Origin of the sequence: Thauera phenylacetica B4P, assembly GCF_000310225.1 — a bacterium.
GTDB classification, from domain to species: domain Bacteria; phylum Pseudomonadota; class Gammaproteobacteria; order Burkholderiales; family Rhodocyclaceae; genus Thauera; species Thauera phenylacetica.
The window spans coordinates 1-16,219 of record NZ_AMXF01000083.1 but is presented as its reverse complement, the minus strand read 5'-3'; the positions used below and the strand labels follow the sequence as shown (position 1 = coordinate 16,219).

The 16,219-nt window shown below is 67.9% G+C and carries 13 protein-coding genes and 1 pseudogene; 7 read left to right on the top strand and 7 right to left on the bottom strand.

Translation table 11 applies throughout. The features are described from left to right. The first annotated feature begins 195 nt into the window (after positions 1–195). The 4 genes from proB (at position 196) to C667_RS26470 (ending at position 5,178) form a co-directional block, all read left to right on the top strand. Positions 196–1,311: a glutamate 5-kinase gene (gene proB / locus C667_RS12060; protein WP_004364194.1), complete on the top strand. Its 1,116-nt coding sequence runs from the start codon at positions 196–198 to the stop codon at positions 1,309–1,311. 160 nt (positions 1,312–1,471) lie between these two features. After that, positions 1,472–2,569, top strand: a complete 1,098-nt coding sequence (locus C667_RS12055; protein ID WP_004364189.1) for a PEP-CTERM sorting domain-containing protein — start codon at positions 1,472–1,474, stop codon at positions 2,567–2,569. A gap of 173 nt (positions 2,570–2,742) precedes the next feature. Beyond that, entirely contained in the window at positions 2,743–3,984 is a 1,242-nt protein-coding gene (locus C667_RS12050) for a glycosyltransferase (RefSeq protein WP_004364185.1), read from the top strand. 198 nt (positions 3,985–4,182) lie between these two features. Continuing rightward, on the top strand, positions 4,183–5,178 hold the full coding sequence (locus tag C667_RS26470; RefSeq protein ID WP_004364184.1) for an EDSAP-1 family PEP-CTERM protein: 996 nt from the start codon (positions 4,183–4,185) through the stop codon (positions 5,176–5,178). Positions 5,179–5,283: 105 nt separating this feature from the next. Here C667_RS26470 and C667_RS12040 read toward each other — a convergent pair whose 3' ends face one another. The 5 genes from C667_RS12040 to C667_RS12020 all read right to left on the bottom strand — a co-directional run bounded on the left by C667_RS12040 (position 5,284) and on the right by C667_RS12020 (position 10,494). Next, complete coding sequence (locus C667_RS12040) at positions 5,284–5,898, bottom strand: class I SAM-dependent methyltransferase (RefSeq protein WP_004364182.1); 615 nt, start codon at positions 5,896–5,898, stop codon at positions 5,284–5,286. Beyond that, positions 5,895–6,806, bottom strand: a complete 912-nt coding sequence (locus C667_RS24370) for a class I SAM-dependent methyltransferase (protein WP_004364180.1) — start codon at positions 6,804–6,806, stop codon at positions 5,895–5,897. The genes C667_RS12040 and C667_RS24370 overlap by 4 nt, the downstream gene beginning before the upstream one ends. Beyond that, positions 6,803–8,446 (bottom strand): GMC oxidoreductase, encoded by a 1,644-nt coding sequence (locus C667_RS12030; RefSeq protein ID WP_004364178.1) that lies wholly within the window; start codon positions 8,444–8,446, stop codon positions 6,803–6,805. Before C667_RS12030 ends, C667_RS24370 begins: the two co-directional genes overlap by 4 nt. Positions 8,447–8,531: 85 nt before the next feature. Next, positions 8,532–9,614, bottom strand: a complete 1,083-nt coding sequence (locus tag C667_RS12025) for a nitroreductase family protein (protein ID WP_004364176.1) — start codon at positions 9,612–9,614, stop codon at positions 8,532–8,534. Next, entirely contained in the window at positions 9,601–10,494 is an 894-nt protein-coding gene (locus C667_RS12020; RefSeq protein WP_004364173.1) for a ThiF family adenylyltransferase, read from the bottom strand. Before C667_RS12020 ends, C667_RS12025 begins: the two co-directional genes overlap by 14 nt. Before the next feature lie 63 nt (positions 10,495–10,557). Here C667_RS12020 and C667_RS12015 point away from each other — a divergent pair, with 63 nt between their 5' ends. The 3 genes from C667_RS12015 to C667_RS12005 are packed head-to-tail and all read left to right on the top strand — an operon-like array spanning position 10,558 to position 13,837. Continuing rightward, positions 10,558–11,805, top strand: coding sequence for an ABC transporter permease (locus C667_RS12015; protein WP_086013456.1), 1,248 nt, complete (start codon positions 10,558–10,560; stop codon positions 11,803–11,805). Positions 11,806–11,809: 4 nt separating this feature from the next. Next, positions 11,810–13,024 (top strand): ABC transporter permease, encoded by a 1,215-nt coding sequence (locus tag C667_RS12010; RefSeq protein ID WP_004364171.1) that lies wholly within the window; start codon positions 11,810–11,812, stop codon positions 13,022–13,024. Between the two features lie 21 nt (positions 13,025–13,045). Beyond that, positions 13,046–13,837 carry a PEP-CTERM/exosortase system-associated acyltransferase gene (locus C667_RS12005; RefSeq protein ID WP_004364170.1) on the top strand — a complete coding sequence of 264 codons (792 nt, stop codon included), beginning with the start codon at positions 13,046–13,048 and terminating at the stop codon, positions 13,835–13,837. 120 nt (positions 13,838–13,957) lie between these two features. Here C667_RS12005 and C667_RS12000 read toward each other — a convergent pair whose 3' ends face one another. Together C667_RS12000 and C667_RS11995 are read right to left on the bottom strand one after the other, a co-directional pair. Then, complete coding sequence (locus C667_RS12000; protein ID WP_004364169.1) at positions 13,958–15,850, bottom strand: propionate--CoA ligase; 1,893 nt, start codon at positions 15,848–15,850, stop codon at positions 13,958–13,960. 137 nt (positions 15,851–15,987) lie between these two features. Continuing rightward, positions 15,988–16,219 (bottom strand): annotated as a pseudogene (locus C667_RS11995) (diguanylate cyclase response regulator); the annotation flags it as partial.

Here is a 16,219-nt window from a genome sequence, read left to right as displayed (position 1 = left end):
GGACGAAGGCCTCGACGACGCGGGCGACGACGAGGACACCCTGCCCGAAGATCGCCCGCGCTCGAGCTGACCCACCTCCCCGGGAGCGGGTCTGCCCGCGCGCAAGGCAACCTTCGCGGCCAGGCCCGCTCCCACCAAACCGAAGCCCCACAGGGCGTTCAACCCCCTCCCTTTGCCCCCAGGCCCCCTGCAAAGATGAGAACCAAGCTCCGCAACGCCCGCCGCCTCGTGGTCAAGGTCGGCTCCGCCCTCGTCACCAACAACGGCGCCGGCCTCGACAAGGACGCGCTCGACGCCTGGGCGCGCCAGATCGCCGCGCTGCGCGCCGAGGGGCGCGAGGTCGCGCTCGTGTCCTCGGGCGCGATCGCCGCCGGCATGCAGCGCCTGGGCTGGACGAAGCGCCCCACCGAGATGAGCAAGCTGCAGGCCGCCGCCGCGGTCGGCCAGATGGGCCTGGTCGAGGCCTACGAGAAGGCCTTCTCGCGCCACGGCCTGCACACCGCGCAGATCCTGCTCACCCACGAGGACCTCGCCGACCGCAGCCGCTACCTCAACGCGCGCAGCACGCTCACCACCCTGCTCGCGCTCGGCGTGGTGCCAATCATCAACGAGAACGACACCGTGGTCACCGACGAGATCAAGTTCGGCGACAACGACACCCTGGGCGCGCTCGTCGCCAACCTGATCGAGGCCGAGGCGCTGATCATCCTCACCGACCAGCAGGGCCTGTACACCGCCGACCCGCGCAAGGACCCCGCCGCCACGCTGATCGGCGAGGGCCGCGCCGAGGACCGCCAGTACGAGGCCATGGCCGGCGGCTCGGGCAGCGCGATCAGCAAGGGCGGCATGATCACCAAGATCCGCGCCGCCCAGCGTGCCGCGCGCAGCGGCGCCCACACCTGCATCGCCAGCGGCCGCGAGCCCGACCCCATCCTGCGGCTGGCCGCGGGCGAGGCGCTCGGCACCCTGCTCTACGCCAGCAGCACGCCGCTGCAGGCCCGCAAGCAGTGGCTGGCCGACCACCTCCAGCTCGCCGGCGACCTCGTCATCGACGACGGCGCGGTGGCGGCGCTGAAGAGCGGCAAGAGCCTGCTGCCGGTGGGCGTGGTCGAGGTACGCGGGGATTTCGAGCGCGGCGCGGTGGTGGCCTGCCGCAGCCTGGCGGGCGACGAGGTCGCGCGCGGGCTGGTGAATTACTCGGCATCGGAGTGCCGGCGCATCGCGCGCAAGCCGACCGCGGAGATCGCGAACCTGATCGGCTACCTCGACGAGCCCGAGCTCGTGCACCGGGACAACATGGTGGCCTGCTGATTTCCCGGTCGAATTCGGGCGAAAGTGTCGGTTTTTTTTACAAAACCGATTTGCATATATCGCAAATATCTGTTTTTTATTGAGTTTTTTGTCTGGCACGTTAAATGCGTGCTCTCCTTGTGAGACCTTCTGCTGAAGGCCTGCTCAAACGGAGGACATCATGAACATCAAACGTGCAATGGCACTTGCAGGCCTGCTGGGTACCGGCATGCTTGCGTCCGCCCCGGCTGCAGCACTCGACCTGACCTGTGGCGGCGCGTGCCCGTGGGTCACCTACGGCGACGGCAATTCCTTCCTGCTCCAGTACAACGCCTACATCTACAACCAGCTCAACGGCGGCGGCGTCGGGCCGGGCAACCCATATTACATCGACTCCACGCCCGGCGCGATCAAGGACCTGACCGTGATCGGCACCGGCACGAGCAGCAACCCGGCCACGACCAATACGTCGGGCATGGATGATGCCTACCCCACGCCGAATTCGAGCGGCATCCCCTATTTCAGCACCGGCACCACCGCCGATCCGAACGGCGCAAACGAGTTCACCGGTGACGGCGCCGGCACTTGGGACGTGTCGCTGGGCGCGCTGAAGAGCTTCATGGGCACCGACAACAGCCTGATCTTCTTCTTCAACAACAACCAGATCAAGAGCGGCGGCGCGGTCAACGAAGGCCTCGCGGGCTGGGCGCAGATCACGCTGCGCGATGCCGCCGGCAACGTGATCGGCGTCTTCGATCTCACCAACCAGGGCGACAAGTTCGCCACGATCGCCGACGGCGGCGGCGGCACGCTCCTGGGCGATCCGACCGCGTACACCCACGCGGGTGCGCTCGACAATCCGCTGATCGGCACCAACGCGGCAACCGACTACATCCTGTCCGGTGGCAAGCAGTGTCTGAATGCGGGCGGTGCGCTCGTCTCCTGCAGCGACCCGACCGCGACCCAGTCCTTCGACGCGAACCTCGGCGCCAACCAGGCCGCGTACGCGATCGTGTTCCCCGAGCTCGACGCGCAGCTGATGAGCTTGTTCGCGGGCGACATCACCAACTACAGCATGAACGTCAACCTGCGCATGGGCTGCGATCCGGGCATCGGCGACCAAGCAGACTGCGTCGGTCGCTCGCTCAACAACGGCTACGAGCAGGTCTTCCTGTCGACCGCCAGCAACCTCAAGCAGGTGCCGGAACCCGGCGTGCTCGCGCTGCTGGGGATCGGCATGATCGGCCTGTGGGGCGGGACGCTTCGCCGTCGCGGGTGAGTCGCGAACACCCCGGGCCTGTTCGATCGCCCCCCCCCGCACCGGGGCGCGGACACACCCGGCTGGTTGAACACGATGGCGGCGTCCTCGGGGATCGAGGCGCCGCCATCTCGTTCGGGCAGGCCGGACCTTGCGCTATCCTCGGGGCTCCGAAACATCCGCGGAGGATCCGAGTGCCCGATACGCGATTCAAGATCCTGTTCCTCGCCGAAGGCGCCACCCTCGCTCATGTCGCACGCCCGGTACTCCTGGCCGCGAGCCTAGATCCGGCACGCTTCGAGGTAACGCTGGCCCGGCCGGCGTCTCATGCCTGGGTGAGCGAGGGCTGCTGCGCGGATATCCGCACGCTGGCATGCCAGGATTCCGCAGTCTTCGCACACCGCCTCGCACGTGGCCTGCCGCTCTACGACACCGCGACGCTCGAGCGCTACGTCGCCGACGACCTGGCGCTGATCGACGCCGTCGAGCCCGACGTGGTGGTGGGCGATTTCCGCCTGTCGCTGTCGGTCAGCGCCCGTCTGCGCGGCGTCCCCTACGCCACCGTCTGCGACGCCTACTGGAGCCCCGAGCGCCCCCTGCGCGCGACGCTGCCAGTACTGCCCTTCACCCGCTTCACACCGATCCCGCTCGCCCGCCTGCTGTTCGATGCGGTCTCGCCGCTCGCGATGCGCCTGCACACCCTGCCGCTCGAGCGCCTGCGCGCCCGTCACGGCCTGCCCAGCCTCGGTCACGACCTGCGGCGCTGCTACACCGACGCCGACCTGCGCCTGTTCGCGAACTTCCCCTCCCTGTTTCCGGACCTCGTCCCACGCGACGACGCCGCCTTCCTCGGTCCGCTCGCATGGTCGCCGCCCGCACCGCCCCCCTTCGATGCCACCGCCTCCACCGGCAAGCCGCTGGTCTACGTGAGCATGGGCAGCTCGGGCGCGGTGGAAGCCCTCTCCGCCATCGTCGCGGCGCTCGAAGCCTGCGGCTGCGACGCGCTCGTGTCCACGGCCGGCAAGCCGGTGCCGGCGGCGCTCGCCGCCTCGTCGGCGCGCGTGTTCGAGTTCCTCCCGGGGGAGGCCGCGTGCGCACAGGCGCGGCTGGTGATCTGCAACGGCGGCAGCCCCACCACCAACCAGGCGCTCGTCCAAGGCACGCCGGTGCTGGGCGTGGCGGTAAACATGGACCAGTTCCTCAACATGCAGGCCATCGAAGGCTTCGGCGCCGGCCTGATGGTGCGCGGCGACCGGGTGTCGCCGGCGCTCATCGCACGCGCAGTCACCCGCCTGCTCGGCGAGGACGGCTTCACACAACGTGCGCACCTGCTGCAGGCGACCCACCGCGAGCGCAAGGGCGAGTCCCCTCTCGGCGATCACCTGGTCCGCCTGGCCACAAAAAACCGCCGCCACCGGGCACCGCCCCCCTCCTGACGCCCCCCGAAGAGCAAGGAGGAGTGTCGGTTTTTTTTACACTCACCCCGGCCGGATTACCCACAATCGCAAGGGATCATCCGCAAAGCATTGTTTGAAGGCTATTTTTTATTTCAGGCACGGTATGTGCTTTAAGGAAGCTAGAGCTTCGGAAGCGAGGCTTGAATTCAACACTACCGATCTACGAGGGTTTCCATCATGAAAACCAAATTCAAGCCGCTGATCCTGGCAACGAGCCTGGTGGCGCTTGGCCTCGGCGCGGCGGCCAACGCCAATGCCGCGGCCTATGCCGTGTCGACCCACAACCTCCAGGCCGGCTTCATCAACCCGCTGGTCAATGGTTCGACGAACTTCACTTCGCCCTTGCTGACGGTTAATTTCCCGTCCGCCACCTCGACCGCGTCGTACAGCCTGAACGGCTCCGGCACCAACAACTCGGCCACCGGCCCGCTGCCCGATGCAATTGCGCAGAGCGGTGGAATCGCACGCGCAAACGAGGACGTGACCGGCATCTACTACGACCTCGTCGGCGCCGGCGCCGGCAACTACGCCTGGGGCGATGCGATCGTGCTGTCCGAGCAGACCTCGCCGACCAGCACCATCTCGGCACGCAGTGGCGTCGAGGCCAACATCGGCTCCACGGGCTATGGCCAAGCCAGCGCGGACAACTCGTCGTCCGCACTGTTCACGATGAGCCTGACCGCCTCCGGTTCTTGCGGCGACGGCACCAACACTTGTGCGCTGGGCTTCTACTTCGAAGCGGACCCCTACCTGAGGGCGCTCCTTGATCCCCTGGCCCTCGCCAACCCGAACTCCTTCGCCAAGGCGTCCCTCGACTTCAGCATCACGCTGACGAAAGTCGGTGATCTCGTGCCGACGTTTGCCTGGACGCCGAACGGCGCAGCGGGCGGGATTTTCGGTGGTACCGAATCGCTCGACGAAGAAAGCCTGAACGTCAGTGCCACCGCGCTCTCGCCCGGCGACGACGTTACCGTTTCGAGCCCGTACGCCAGCAGCCTGTTCTCCAAGTTCGCCGCTCAGACGGTCGATCTCGGCGCCGGCGAATACAACCTGACCATCCGTGCCGGTAACCGCGTGGAAGTGAAGCGCACCGTTCCGGAACCGGGCAGCCTGGCACTGCTGGGCCTGGGCATGGCCGGTCTGGCTGCGCTGCGTCGCCGCAAGGCGGCTTGACCCGACCGAAGCGGGCCTAGATGAAAGGGGGAAGGCGAAAGCCCTCCCCCTTTTACATTCCGGTCGCCGGCGCGTGCCTCGACTGCCGGCAGGCGCGCGAGATCCTCAGCCCGCCGCGGGCGCCACGCGGCCCACGCCGAAGACGAAGTCGCCTCCCCCACGCTCGGTGTAGTCGCTGCCGACGATCATCCCCTGGCGCTCGACCTCGCGGATGAACTCGGCCGTGGTGAAGCGGTTCTCGGTGGGATGCTCCATGAAGAAGCGGTAGGACCACTTGTCGAGCGCATGACGGGTGACCTCCTCGAAGTAGAAGCGCCCGCCCGGCTTGAGCACGCGGCGGATCTCGGCCACGGCGGCCTGCCAGTCGGGCACGTGGTGGATGATCGCGAAGTCGAACACGGCGTCGAAGCTCGCGTCCTCGGCGTCGATCGCCGTCACGTCGCCGACCTCGACGCGCAGACGATCGGGGGGGAAGCCCTGCAGCCGGGTGCGCGCGCGCGCCACCATGTCCTCGTCGATGTCCATCGCAAACACCGAGGCGGCGCCGAAACGGCGAAAGATCTGCTCCGTCCCCACGCCTCGCCCGCAGCCCACCTCGAGCACGCGCAGCCCCTCGGTACGCCCGCCGAGGCGCTCGAGCAGCGGCGCCTCGACATGGACGTGGAACGCTGCGCGGATCGGATTGTTCATGAGGAACTTCTCGACCCAGTTCATCTTCATGCTTGCGACTCCTCAGTGGTTTCGATGGCGGCCACGGCGCCAGGCGGCCGACGCAGCAGCACCGCGGGCTCATACGCAGAAGGGCTCAGATAGCCCAGGAAGGCATACAGCCACAGGCGCGGCCGGCGGAACATCACCCGCGACGCGGAAGGGTGGAACGAGCGTTCGAGGACGTGGCCGAGCGCGCGGCTGAATTCATCCAGGAAGCGATAGTTGGCGAAAGGTAGCAGGGTATCCATGTACGAGCGCCGCCAGTGCGCCACCATGGCGTAGCCGGTCTCGGCCGCGAGGCGGTGCAGCGAGCGCTCGGTGACGATCACGCGGTGGAAGGGCTGATGCAGCCGCATGAGATGCGGCTCGAGGTCGTCCATGCGCACCGGCTCCGAGTCCGCCGTGCCGATGTAGAGCATCCCTCCCGGGCGCACCAGCGCGGCGAAGTCGGCGATCGTGGCGCGCGGGTCGGCGACGTGCTCGATGACGTCGTTGGCGACCACGCAGTCGAACCGCCCTTCGGGGTGACGCGCGAACGCAGGGACATGAGGGTCGTAGCCGTGGACGTCGGTGTAGCCGCGCTGCCTGAGGTAGTCGATGAATACCCCGTTGCCGCAGCCGTAGTCGAGGATGGACGCGTCCTTGGCGAGCCCGGCGCGTTCGAGCCGACGCAGCAGGTTGCGCAGGGTGCCGCGCGCGAAGACATCGAGGCGACGCTGGTTGAGCGGATAGTCGCGATAGAGGTCGGCGAAGTCCACCGGATCGATGTTGTGGATGCTCGCGCAGCGCGGACATTTCCAAAGGTGGTGCGAGACGCCGGCGAAGCGCTCGGTGTTGCCGCGGCAGGCGCCGAGTTCGCCCGCGGCGGGGGCGGCGCAGTGGTAGCCGCAGATCCTGCATTCGAGTTCGGTGCTCACGGTGAGACGGGCTCCTGGGCCATGGCCCGGCCGATCGCTTCCGCGACCCGCAGGGCATTGGCGGCGATGGTCAGGCTGGGGTTGATGCCCGCGCTCGACGGGAAGAACGAGGCGTCGACCACGTAGAGATTATCGATATCGTGGGCCCGGTTGTCCGGCCGCAGCACGCTCGTGCCCGCATCCTCGCCGAAGCGGCAGGTGCCGCAGGCGTGGGCGAGGCGCTCGTTGCTCTCGGCCTGCTTGATCAGCATCGGACGGAACGGTGCGAGCAAGTCTTTCATCGTGCTGCGCATGCGCGCGATGCGCCGGCGCTCGGTCGCATGCAGCCGATAATGGAGCTGGACACCACCATCGCCGGCGAGTTCGATGCGGTTGTCGGCATAGGGCAGGTCCTCCATGAGCGCGGCAAGGATTCGGCTGCCCGCAAGCCGGTGCTCGAGGTAACGTCCCACCAGGGGAGCAAACGGGCGGAACAGCATCCCCGCGAGCGCCGTGTAGCGCTGCGCGATGTCGTCGGCAAGCACATCGAGCACCTGGCGCACCGGCGGCAGCATGCCGAAGTCCTGTACCGAGCCGAGCTTGCCCCCGCCCGCGTCGTGATAGAAGTCGTTGAAGGCGATCTCTTTCCAGGCTGCCTGCGCGCCCGGCGGTGTTCGCGGCCGGATCACGTAGAGGTCGACGTAGTGGCGCATCAGGTTGCGCCCGACCAGTCCGCTACGGTTTGCGAGCCCCCGCGGCCAATCGGCATTGGCCGAGGCCAGCAGCAGGCGCGGGGTGTGCAGCGCGCCGGCGGCCAGCACCACCGTACGCGCGCGCAGGGTGAAACTGCGCCCCTCGTGCCGGCACACCACCCCCTCCACACGCTGCGGCGACGCCTCGAGGCGGACGACCTCGCACGCGTCGATCAGGCTGGCACCATGATCGCGCACGGCCGGCTCGACGCAGATGCGCCCGGCATCGTTCTTGCATCCGCGCGCGCACAGGTAGCTCTGGCAGCAGGCGCACTCGGGCACGAGCTCGCAGGCGAGCGGCAGCCGGTAGGGATGCATCCCCGCCTCGCGCAGCCAGCGCGCGAGCTCGTCCGCACCGGGCGACAGCATCCCGGGGTCGAGATAGGCCGGCGCGAAGTCGGCACCACGCAGGGGATCGCGGCTCCCGCGCACGCGATAAAGCGCCTCGGCCTGCGTGTAGTAAGGCGAGAGGTCCTCGTAGGCGATCGGCCAGCGCCGCGGCAGGGTACTCTCCGCCACCCCCTCCGGGAAACACTCGGCAGGCGCGAAATCCGCGGGGAAGAAGCGCTCCATCGCCATGCCGTACAGCGCGCTCGAGCCACCGACCCCCGAGCCGATGAAGGGAATGTGGCTCGTTCGCCGGGGTGCGCTGGCGTCGACGATCCGCTCCCACTCGCGCCCGCCCCTGCGCAGGCCGTCGAGCGTGGCGGGCGTGGGCGGGAAGGGACTGCCGACCTCGTCCTCGGGATAGCCACCGAGGATGCTGCCCGGCGCCGCGGGCGAACGCCCCTTGTCGACGAAAAGCACCTTCAGGCCCTGGCGCGCGAGCGCATGCCCCGCGGTCGCACCGCCCATGCCGGTGCCGACGATGATGACGTCCCACAGGCAGCTTTCGATCCCTGCGCTCATGCGCTGGGGTCCCCGCACCGGCCGCCCACGCCGGCGCGCGCGCGCGCAGGACGCGGGCGCACCCCACACCCGGTTGCACGAGGCTTCATCGCGGACCCACCATCAGTTCATCCAGAGCCTTTCGCAGCGAACGCGAACGCGGCGCAGCCGAATGGCCGACCCGGCAGAAGAACGCGAAGGGCTCTTCTTCGCCGGCCCCCATCAGGCGCTCGAAGCGCGCCGCCAGGCGGCGTGCGCCCTCGTCGATCGATGCTCGCGCCGAGATGGGGGTGCCGCTGCGCGCGTACCAGCGGAAGATCACCGGCGTCATCTCCGGCTGCAGCAGCAGACCGCGCGCGCTCGCGGCAAGCCACAGGCGCTGCAGGGCCATTCCCGCCTCGACATGGTCGGGCAGGCCATCCATCGGCCGCCGCGGCCGCATGAGTACATGCGCCGCGCACGCCAGCGCAGGCACCACGTCGAGCTGGATGCGTGGCGCAACCGTGCCGAGCAGGTAGCGGTTGAAGAACTCGACGCGCGACCAGTTCTGCATGACCCACTCCATCAGCCGGGCCGTGACCGCATCCACGCCGACCGCCTCCTCGGGGATCCTGTCCTTGCTGTAGCGGGTGCGCCACTCGATGATCGACCGGTGCACCCGGTAGGCCTCGGGGCAGGTGAGCCTCAGGTAGGCGTTGTCCCACAGCAGCCGCGCCACCGCGAGGCGATCGCCAAGGCTCTCCAGGAAGGAGAGGGTGTACTCGGGCCCCACCGCAGCCTCCAGCGCCCTGCGATCGGCGTCGTCGAGCGGCGTGGTGCGCATCGCCCGGCGCTGCACGGTGCGACTCTCGATGCAGGCCTGCAGCGGGTCGTCGCCCACCGCTGCCGAGGCGGGCGCGAACACGAGCTCGTAGACCGGTGCGTGCTCGACCAGCGGCTCACGCAAGGACCAGCGCATGGACAGCCCGAAGCGCCCGGCAGCCAGACGCAGCGTCTCGAGGAGCGCCCCGTGGGAGAGCTGGCTGGCACGGCCGGCGAAGTCGTAGACGCAATCCGCGCGGGTGTCGTGGCCATACACCGCGATGCGCTCGTCGTCCACGATCTCGAAACGCCAGGGCTGGGTGTTGTCTCCGCTCGGTGCCCAACGACCAAGCTCGAGAATCCGCATCAGGGTTTCACGATCGGCCATCGGCCCTCTCCGCTTGCTTCATCTTCATCAATTGCCGCCGAGCGATCCAGATCAGGAAGCGCTGGAAGGGGTTGCGATTGCCCCCCGGCCGCCAGGTCCTCGCAAGGCGGTTGCGGTAGGCATCGAACTGATAGCCCCGCGGCGCACTGCGGACCCCGCCACGTCCGAGCAGGATCTTGAGCGACTCGGTCGCCACCAGTCCGGCGCACAGCTGGCAGGCCGCGACGCAGGACGGTCCGCGCTGCTCGCCCAGGTTCACCCGCGAGGGGTCGGCGAGATAGCCGAACTGCAACATCGCCGGCGTGAGCCCGATCAGGAAGCGCACCGCCATCTCCTCGTCGTCGCAGCCTTCGAGCTGGAAATACTGCTCGAACGACATCCCGTCGGGCTGGAAGACGAGCACCGCGGCCCCCAGCCCGAGCGGCGCGGCGGTGACCGCGGGAATGCCCATGCGATGACAGGCCGCGAACACGGCACGCCGGATGTCGAACGCGAAGAAGTCCAGCGCGTCGACATAGAGGTCGGCGCCGCGCAGGAAATCCTCGAGGTTGTCCCCGGAGACGCCCTCCGGGAACACGCGCAGTTCGCACTCCGGATTGATGTCCGCAGCCAGGTCCGCGAGGACCTCGACCTTGGGCCGGCCAAGCGATGACATGAACGCCCCCGCCTGGCGGTTGAAGTTCGCAAGGTCGAATGTGTCGAAGTCGGAAATCGAGAAGGACCCGATCCCGAGGCGGGCGAGCGCGAGCAGATGCCCTCCCCCGACGCCCCCCATGCCGGCGATCGCGATCCGCTTCCCCCGCAGGGCCATCTGTTCGGCCTGCGTGACCCAACCGAGGTTGCGCGAGAAAGCGGTTTCATATGCGAAGAGACCGCTCATCAATGAGTTCCTTCATCAGTATGGGCCCAAGAGCTATGATATCAACCCGAACCTGATACGCGCATGCACATGTGGCAAGCATCGACCGCAAGAGCCGGACAGCCGGCCCGTATCGCCGCTCGCAACCTGCTGCGGCATCACCGCAGGACCTTGCTCGCGCTGGCGATCATCTGCGGCGGGGTGGTGTCCTACCTGCTTGCAGGGGGCTTCATCAACTGGGTGCTGTGGGCGATGCGCGAGGCCGCCATCCAGTCCCAGCTCGGCCACGTGCAGATCACGCGCCCCGGCTATTTCCGCGAGGGCGTCAGCGACCCCTACAGTTTCCTGCTCGACAGGGATACATCGGTCGTCGCGTCCGCAGCGGGCTTCGAGGTGCGCACCATCGCACCGCGGCTCGCCTTCACCGGACTGTTGAGCAAGGACGAGACGACCATCTCCTTCATCGGCGAGGGCGTCGACCCGGAGGCGGAGGCGCCCCTGAGCTGGGCGATCACCGTCATGGAGGGCACCGACCTGCGTGCCGGCGGCCCCGACTCGGTCGTGCTCGGCGAAGGCCTCGCGGCGAACCTGGGGGTGCACCCCGGAGACCTTGTCGTCCTGCTGGGCAACACGCCGGCGGGGGGAGTCAACGCGGTCGAGCTGACCGTCGCCGGCACGTTCCAGACGACCTCGAAGGCCTACGACGACACCGCCCTGCGCGCACCGATCGAGGTCGCGCGCCGGCTGATGCGGGTCGATGGTGCGACGAGCTGGGTGGTGCTGCTCGGTGAAACCGGACAGACCGACGCCGCCGTGCATGCGTTGAGAGGCAGGCTGCCCGCGGATCGGTTCGAGGTCACGCCTTGGATCGAGCTCGCGGACTTCTATACCAAGACGGTCGAACTCTTCGACACCCAGGTCAACGTGGTCCGCATCATGATCGCCCTCATCGTGGTGCTGAGCATCTCCAATACGCTGTCCATGGCCGTCATCGAACGCACGACCGAAATCGGCACCTCGATGGCCCTGGGCGTCCGGCGGCGCGGCATCCTCGCACTGTTCATCTGGGAGGGGGCCTTGCTCGGACTGGCTGCGGGGGTCCTGGGCGTGGCCCTCGCACTGGCACTCGGCCAATTGATCTCCGCGATCGGCATCCCGATGCCGCCGCCGCCGGGGATGTCGCGCGGCTACGTCGCTGAAATCGCGATCTCCCCCGCGCTCGCCGTCGACGGCTTCCTCCTCGCCTTCATCACCACCCAGCTCGCCGGACTTCCCTCGGCGTGGAGGGCATCGCGCATGAACATCGTCGACGCGCTGCGTCATCAGGCCTGAGACCATGCTCCACAAGCTCGCCCTGCGTAATGTCTTTCGCCAGCGTGTCCGCAGCGCGATCACCCTGGCCGCGATCGTCTTCGGCGTGACGGGGCTGATCCTGTCCGGCGGCTTCGTGCAGGACATCTTCGTGCAGCTCGGCGAAGCGATCATCCAGTCCGAGACCGGGCATGTGCAGGTGTTTCGCGAGGACTTTCGCGAGAAGGGCAATCGCCAGCCGGACCGCTACCTCATCGAAGACCCCGCGCCGATCGCGGCACGCATCGCGAGCTCGCCCCAGATCCGCGACGTATCCAGTCGCCTGAGCTTCTCGGGGCTGCTCAATAACGGCAAGCGCGACCTGGCGATCATCGGCGAGGGGATCGAACCGGAGAAGGAGGCCAGGCTGGGGAGCTTCCTCAAGATGCTCTCCGGGAGGCCTCTGAGCGATGCCGACGCCTTCGGGATGATCGTGGGCCAGGGTGTGGCACAGTCGCTCGCGCTCAAGGTCGGCGATCAGGCGACCTTGCTCGTCAACACGGCGGGGGGCGCGCTGAACACCGTCGACGTCGAGATCGTCGGCATCTTCCAGAGCTTCTCGCGCGAATTCGACGCGCGAGCAGTGCGTGTCCCGCTCTCCACGGCACAGGAGCTCCTTGCGACCGCCGGCGCCAACCAACTCGTCGTGACCCTGCATCGCACGCGCGACACCGACGATGCGCTCGCAACGATCCAGGCCCAGCTCGCCGGCAGCGGGCTCGAAGCCTACAGCTGGAAGCAGTTGTCGGACTTCTACGAGAAGACGCTGCAGCTCTACGACCGCCAGTTCGGGGTGCTGCAAGTGATCATTCTCGTGATGGTCCTGCTCTCGGTGGCGAACACGGTGAACATGAGCGCCTTCGAGCGTCTGGGCGAATTCGGCACCCTGCAGGCCCTGGGCAACCGGCAACGTGACATATTCCGCCTGATCCTGCTGGAAAACACCTTCCTCGGTCTGATCGGTGGCACGCTTGGTGCGATCATTGGAATCGGGCTGGCGCTCGCGATCTCCGCGATCGGGATTCCGATGCCACCACCACCGAGCGCCAACACCGGATACACCGCAATGATCCGCCTCGACACCGCGAACGTGGCCACGGCTTTTCTGATCGGCGTCCTCGCGACTGCGCTGGCCGCGATCTTCCCAGCCCGCCGGGTTTCCAGGACGGAGCTGGTGGAAGCGCTGCGCCAGCGAACCTGAACATCGAAAAGGCACACCACCATGCAGTTCATCGACCGCGTCAACCTCGGAGAGGGATTCAGCAAGTACTTCCGCGTCGACGCAGCCCTTGATGAGGACCTCAAGAACGAGGTCTTCCACATCCGTCATAGCGTGTATTGCGAGGATCTGCAGTTCGAGCGCATTCGCCCGGACGGCCGGGAGATCGACCACTTCGACGCGCACAGCGTCCACTGCTTGCTCAGGACCGTGACTGCCCCCCTGCGGCCGGTCGGATGTGCCCGAGTGGTCCTCACCGACCCGCGCGACCCTGCAGCGCCCCTGCCCTTCGAGGTCGCCTGCGCCTCCGTGCTCGATCGATCGATCATCGACCCCGCCAAGCTTCCGCGCGAACGCGTCGCCGAGATCTCGAGGCTGGCGGTGCACCGGGATTACCGGCGTCGTCGCGGCGAGGAGCACACCCCGGTCCATATCGACAACTCGGACTTTGCCGAAGGGGAGCGGCCGCGCTTCCCCTTCGTGCCGACGAGCCTGCTGCTGGGTGCCGTGGCGCTGGCCGACTGCTGCGGCATCGACACGGTGTTCGTGCTCACCGAGCCTCGCCTCGCCGCGCATTTCGGCAAGCTCGGCGTGGAGGTCATCCAGATCGGACAGCCGATCGAGCATCGCGGACGGCGCATCCCGTCGGTAATGCACGTCGAGGAGATCATCCGCAACATGCGCCCGATCCTGCACCCCTTGTGGCAGCTGGTCCGAGCGGAAATCGGGCGCGGATTCGAGGAGGCCGGACGCGTCCAGGGGCGGCAGGGCTTGCCCGCCGCGCAGGGCGGATAGCCCGTTCGCGGCTGCGCACCCCTGAAAAGGCAGAGGCCTGCGGCCACGGAGCATCGCCCGTGGCCACAGGCCTCTTTGCTCGATGCGGGCCGGAAACGGCCCGCAACGCCGCGGTCGCGCTCAGCCCTTCAGCGCCACCTTGATCTGCTCGAGCGTGCTCGGATCGTCGATGGTGGTCAGGTCGCCCGCATCGCGGCCTTCGGCCAGCGCCTGGATCGAGCGCCGCAGCATCTTGCCCGAGCGCGTCTTGGGCAGGCCGTTGATGAAGTGCACACGGGCCGGACGCGCGATCGCGCCGAGGCTCTCGTCGACCTTCTTCATGACCTCCTTCTCGAGCGCGGCGCGCTTCTCGGGGGTATCGACGTCGGCCGCGTTCTTGACCACCGCGAAGGCCATCGGCATCTGGCCCTTGAGCTCGTCGGCCACGCCCACCACCGCCACCTCGGCGATCGCCGGGTGGGTCTGCACGGCCTCCTCGATCTCGCGCGTGCCGAGGCGGTGGCCGGCGACGTTGATCACGTCGTCCATGCGGCCGAGGATGGTGAAGTAGCCCTTGTCGTCCTTGATGCCCCAGTCGGACGAGGAATACACCACCGGCTCGGTGAACAGCGTGAAGTAGGTGCTGACGAAGCGCTCGTCCTGGCCCCACACGGTCGACAGGCAGCCCGGCGGCAGCGGCGGCAGGATGCCGACGATGCCCTTCTCGTTGGCGCCGCACTCTGTGCCGTCCTCGCGGAAGATGCGCAGGTCGTAGCCATACACCGGGAAGGCGGGCGAGCCGAGCTTGATCGGGCTGTCCTCGACGCCGCGGCAGATGGCGAGCATCGGCCAGCCGGTCTCGGTCTGCCAGTAGTTGTCGATGACCGGGATGCCGAGCTCTTCCATGATCCACTGGTGGCTGGTCTCGTCGAGCGGCTCGCCGGCCAGGAACAGGTGCTTGAGCGAGGACAGGTCGTACTTCTTGAGGAAGGCCGGGTCCTGCTTCTTCAACACGCGCACCGCGGTGGGCGCGGAGAACATCACCGTGACCTTGTACTTCTCGACGATCTGCCACCAGATGCCGGCGTCTGGGCGCAGCGGCGTGCCCTCGTACATGATCGTGGCCATGCCGGCGAGCAGCGGGCCGTAGATGATGTAGCTGTGGCCGACCACCCAGCCGATGTCCGAGGTCGAGAACATGGTCTCGCCCGCGCCGCCGGTGAAGATGTGCTTCATCGAGGCGGTCAGGGCCACGGTGTAGCCGCCGGTGTCGCGCTGCACACCCTTGGGCTTGCCGGTGGTGCCGGAGGTGTACAGGATGTAGCTCGGCTCGGAAGATTCGAGCCACACGACCGGGACCTGGGCGTCCATGTGCCTGGCGCGCAGCTCGGCGTAGTCGACGTCGCGGCCGGCGACCTTGGCGAAGCCCTTGTCCAGGCCGCGATCGATGATCAGCACCTTGGCGGGCGGGAACTCGGCGAGCTTGCAGGCTTCGTCCACCAGGTGCTTGTAGGGCACCGGCTTGCCGTTGCGCATGCCGGCGTCCGAGCTGACCATCAGCACCGGCTTGGCGTCGTCGATGCGGGTGGCGAGCGAGCCGGCCGCGAAGCCGCCGAACACCACCGAGTGGATGGCGCCGATGCGCGCGCAGGCGAGCATGGCGAACGCGGCCTCGGCGATCATCGGCATGTAGATCAGCACGCGGTCGCCGCGCTGGACGCCGAGTTCCTGGTAGATCGCCGCCATGCGCTCGACCTCGCGCTGCAGTTCGGCGAAGGAGTACACCTTCTCCTCGTCGGTCTCGGTCGAGATGTACACCAGCGCGCGGTCGTTCGGGCGCGCGGCGGCGTGGCGATCGACGGCGTTGTAGCACAGGTTGGTCTCGCCGCCCTTGAACCACTTGACGAACGGCGGCTTGGAATAGTCGCAGACCTGCTCTGCGGGCTTGTTCCAATGCACGAGCCGGGCCTGTTCGGCCCAGAACCCGTCGCGGTCTTCGATGGAACGGCGGTGGAACTGCTGGTAATCGGTCATTGCTTCCTCTCCCGTCTGCCTTCAATGATCGTGTTGTTGCACGCGACGTGTGCGGGCCCCTCGGCGCCGGGACAGCGCCTCGAAACCCGCTTGCACACCCCTTCTCGGACGGCCCCGCAGCTGCGGCCGCCGTCCGCTCATCCGCCCCCGCCCTTGTCGTGGAACTCGCGGAGTCTTGCGAGCGGTAGTCCGGATTGAAGCCTGGATTCTAGCAATTCGAGCAGCGGCAGCAGCGCGCCGACGAGCGCGGGCAGCTGCCCGGCCACCTCGTCGCGCGCGCCGGCGCGCAGCAGGCGCAGCGCGCCATCGACACTGGGGATGCGCGCGAGCTCGCGCTCGATCGCCGCCGGGTCGACCACGCCGCCCTTG